The sequence below is a fragment of the Candidatus Jordarchaeum sp. genome, from assembly GCF_052745115.1.
On record NZ_JBRAKS010000402.1, the window covers coordinates 1 to 3,312 of the forward strand.

The 3,312-nt window shown below is 39.3% G+C and carries 3 protein-coding genes; all 3 read left to right on the forward strand.

Annotation, left to right across the window (positions count from 1 at the left end):
* Nucleotides 1–168 precede the first annotated feature (168 nt).
* The 3 genes from ACUVXA_RS18520 (at nucleotide 169) to ACUVXA_RS18530 (ending at nucleotide 2,959) form a co-directional block, all read left to right on the forward strand.
* The gene (locus tag ACUVXA_RS18520) at nucleotides 169–1,560 is read left to right on the forward strand and encodes an NAD(P)/FAD-dependent oxidoreductase (protein ID WP_445872769.1); all 1,392 of its coding nucleotides are present in this window, start codon (nucleotides 169–171) and stop codon (nucleotides 1,558–1,560) included.
* A 3-nt stretch (nucleotides 1,561–1,563) separates the two neighbouring features.
* Nucleotides 1,564–1,842 carry a 4Fe-4S binding protein gene (locus ACUVXA_RS18525; RefSeq protein WP_445872770.1) on the forward strand — a complete coding sequence of 93 codons (279 nt, stop codon included), beginning with the start codon at nucleotides 1,564–1,566 and terminating at the stop codon, nucleotides 1,840–1,842.
* Between the two features lie 613 nt (nucleotides 1,843–2,455).
* Complete coding sequence (locus tag ACUVXA_RS18530) at nucleotides 2,456–2,959, forward strand: hypothetical protein (protein ID WP_445872771.1); 504 nt, start codon at nucleotides 2,456–2,458, stop codon at nucleotides 2,957–2,959.
* Nucleotides 2,960–3,312 lie beyond the last annotated feature (353 nt).

Below are 3,312 nucleotides of genomic sequence, written 5' to 3' on the forward strand. Positions count from 1 at the left end.
GTATTATGTTTTATATTTTATTATAATACTAATAGCCAACTTAATTAAATTTGAGATAAATTACTAAGACTAAAAAGCCTAAAATACGTAATAATATAAAAAAGAAAATCTCACAAAATTCGACCAATATTCTAGAAAGATAAAGAGTATGAATGGAAGTGCCGAGGAATGTCAAAGTATGATGTTATTGTTGTAGGCGGCGGACCAGGTGGCTCCTTAGCGGCAAAGATAGCGAGTGAAAATGGTTTAAAAACGGTTATTTTTGAACGAGGTAGAATGCCTGGTGACAAATCTTCATCTGGATGCGGTTTAGCTCCTCGAATTTTTCGCGATTTTGATTTCATGAAAAAAATGGATATACCGAGTTTAAAAATAAAATATCAGTCCCTACACATGCTTGATGATAATCTGGAAGAGCGTTTCATGATGCAATGGTCTACCAGCGATTTGGGGGAGTATACGGAAGCTAGAGAATACTTCCAAGTGGATGTGTATCGCCGTGACTTTGATCGGTTCTTGGCTGGTCTAGCTTCTGAATCAGGCGCAGAGCTAAGAACAGGAACGCTGATAGATAATGTACTAAAGGATCCCCAAGGCCGAGTCACTGGAGTAATTACAGACAAAGGTGAAAAGGTGGAAGGAGACGTGACCATCGCAGCCGATGGAGCCGTTTCTCTAATAGCTTATAAGGCGGGTCTTCGCAACAAATGGAGACCGGATGAAATCACCTTGGTGGTGGACTGTGATTTTCAGGCTCCTCGGAAAAGAATTGATGAAATAATGGGCCCTGAGGAGTACTGCAATGAAGTATATGTTTCTCCCCTATATCCGGCTACCTATGTGGCTATGATGCCCGAAGGTTTCCACGTGGGTCTAGGCCAGTGGATTGGTCGATTCGCTTCGGGATACGGCGAACGCCCATACGAGTATCTTAGACGAGTTATAAATTCTAAACCTTTAAAGAGATTTATCGACCGGCTTCAAGCTAAACCTAGGGAGTTTCACGCACACCTACTTCCCTGGATGCCTAGATTTCCCACCAAAACCTATGGTGGTGGAATAATGTTGGTGGGTGATGCGGCAGGCTTTGCCTGTCCCCTGGAGGCTGAAGGGATTCACTATGCAATGGTTTCGGGAAAAATCGCTGCAGAAGTTGCAGGGGAAGCCATTTCCAGTGGGGACACTTCTGCAGAGGGTCTGAAGCTTTACGAGGAGCGATGGAAAAACTCCATTATTGGTGAGGAGTTTTCGGCTGCAAAAGAGTGGGCTGAGCTCTGGGCGGGCATATTTTTCGATCCCAAGCAATGGAGCATAATCACCCCGCTGGCGAATAATATTATGTTCTGGGCCAGTTGGTCTAATCCCCACATTAAAAACCTTCAGAGGCAGATATCAAAGTACAAGGAGAATGCCCCATTCCTATTAGAGTTTGTTAAAAGCTATATATATCCCCTGCTTCGAAAATCTAACTTTCCACTGTTTAGGAGCCTGCTAAAATTGGGATGGATGTGGTTTCGGGCGAAGAAGAGAAAGGGAATAGAACTAATCGCCGAGGGATAGAAAATGGGTCGAAAAACAGTCGATTTGAGAGAAATGGTAAAGCATGTTGGCGTGACCGGAAATTTCATTAAACAGGATAAGGCTCGCTGTAAAGGTTGTGGAAGGTGCGTTAACATTTGCCCAATGGAACTATGGGAATTAAGAAAAAATAAGGCCTTCCTTTCTGAAGATTTTACCGAAAAGTGTGTTGAGTGCGGTAGCTGCTGGCTGGTTTGTGAGTCAAATGCCATCGAATTCAACTATCCTAAGGGAGGCACCGGCGTGATTTGGGAGTACGGCTAGCCAAACATAAATTTTGAGCCTTGTCTATATAAGAACTAGTTTAAAAAAGTTTAACGCGTTCCAGTGGCTTTAACTCGTTAGAAATTAATGTTAATTTTAAGAGTAAGAGGGTTCATCAGACCCTTGGGAAAATTTTTTGGAAATTTTTATGTATTTAGTGTTCTACTGATAAATGTTAATAATTTTTAAAGATGTTCAATTAAGTGGGGGATAAACCTTACTTTTTTAAAGGGTTTTGGAGTTTACCCAAAATATTACTATGGGCAGCATTGTTATAAAATATCCTCCCGATACGTTTTAAGATTTTTTCAATTTATGTGTTTAGCTTTTTGGTTGAATAATGGATGTTAGGGTTCCAAGCCGGGAAAGAAGGTCTGTTTAACCTTTTTTGGCGAAGGTTAACCATCGGGGAAAAGAACCAGAAGTAAACCCTCTTTTAGGAAAAGAAGGCTTATAATGCCAGATCAGCCTTCATAAGCTAAGTAGGTAGTTTTCAACAAATTTATATCAAAGTTTATATAAAAAAATGTTATCATTTATTGGTTGTATAGATTGAAAATATTTAAGACCAAGGTTTAGGAAATTTATTAAAGGGAAAAGCGGAAGTGATGCTTTGTTTGAAAGTAGGGGAATTTGTTTAGCTATTTTTGACGAGGAAGCGGGTCCAACTAGTATTTATTTTAAGGGGATTGACAAGGAGACTGCTGATAAAATCGCTTTAAAGACAATGGTTGGTGCAGTTGTTTTAAGCCATCATGTGAATGAGGGGGAATCTATAATTCCTATTCAAGAGGAACAGAAGAGCGCTTTTGTGTATTACTTCTCTATCGCTGATGAGAAAGCTAGAGGAGGAGAGCGAATCGGTACACTAAGTTTTGTTGTGAACAAGGAGGAAACTGATGAACTTTACCGTTTCGCTCCAATTCTCTCAGAACACTCAAAAAGAATTGTACAAGATGTTAAAAAATATTACATTCACAGACAACAGCTTCTTCAAGTTCTAATTGATAGCGTGGATAGTATCTTATCAATCGAAGACTTTGAGAAGGAATTAATAAAAAAACAAAAAAAATCTAGATTTAAAATCACTCTGAAACGTGAAGAAAAGATTTGGTAGCCTTGAAAGCATACTAATTTAAAGAACCTCATTAGAAGCTATCTTTCCAGGGAAAATCCTGATATTTTAAGTCCTCTGGAATTCTAACAGTTCCCACCCAATTCTTCCCACTAACACATCTTGGTTTTCTGTAATGTTACTGGACACAATCGATATATATCGATTCTAGTTATAATTAATTATACGACTCAGATTGTAAACCCATTTTTAGTGCAAGTGAGGAAAAAAGCATCCAAAAATAAAGGCTCTACAGCTTGAGTTAAAAAATTATGTGGAACATTCTAACAACTATTTTACAATTTGCTATGAAAAAGCTTTTCGCTTCAGTCCGAGAGGGGGCTGACCAGATAGCC

Coding starts and splice junctions, on each gene's coding strand:
- ACUVXA_RS18520 (WP_445872769.1), top strand. CDS start 169: ATGTCAAAGTATGATGTTATTGTTGTAGGCGGCGGACCAGGTGGCTCC.
- ACUVXA_RS18525 (WP_445872770.1), top strand. CDS start 1,564: ATGGGTCGAAAAACAGTCGATTTGAGAGAAATGGTAAAGCATGTTGGC.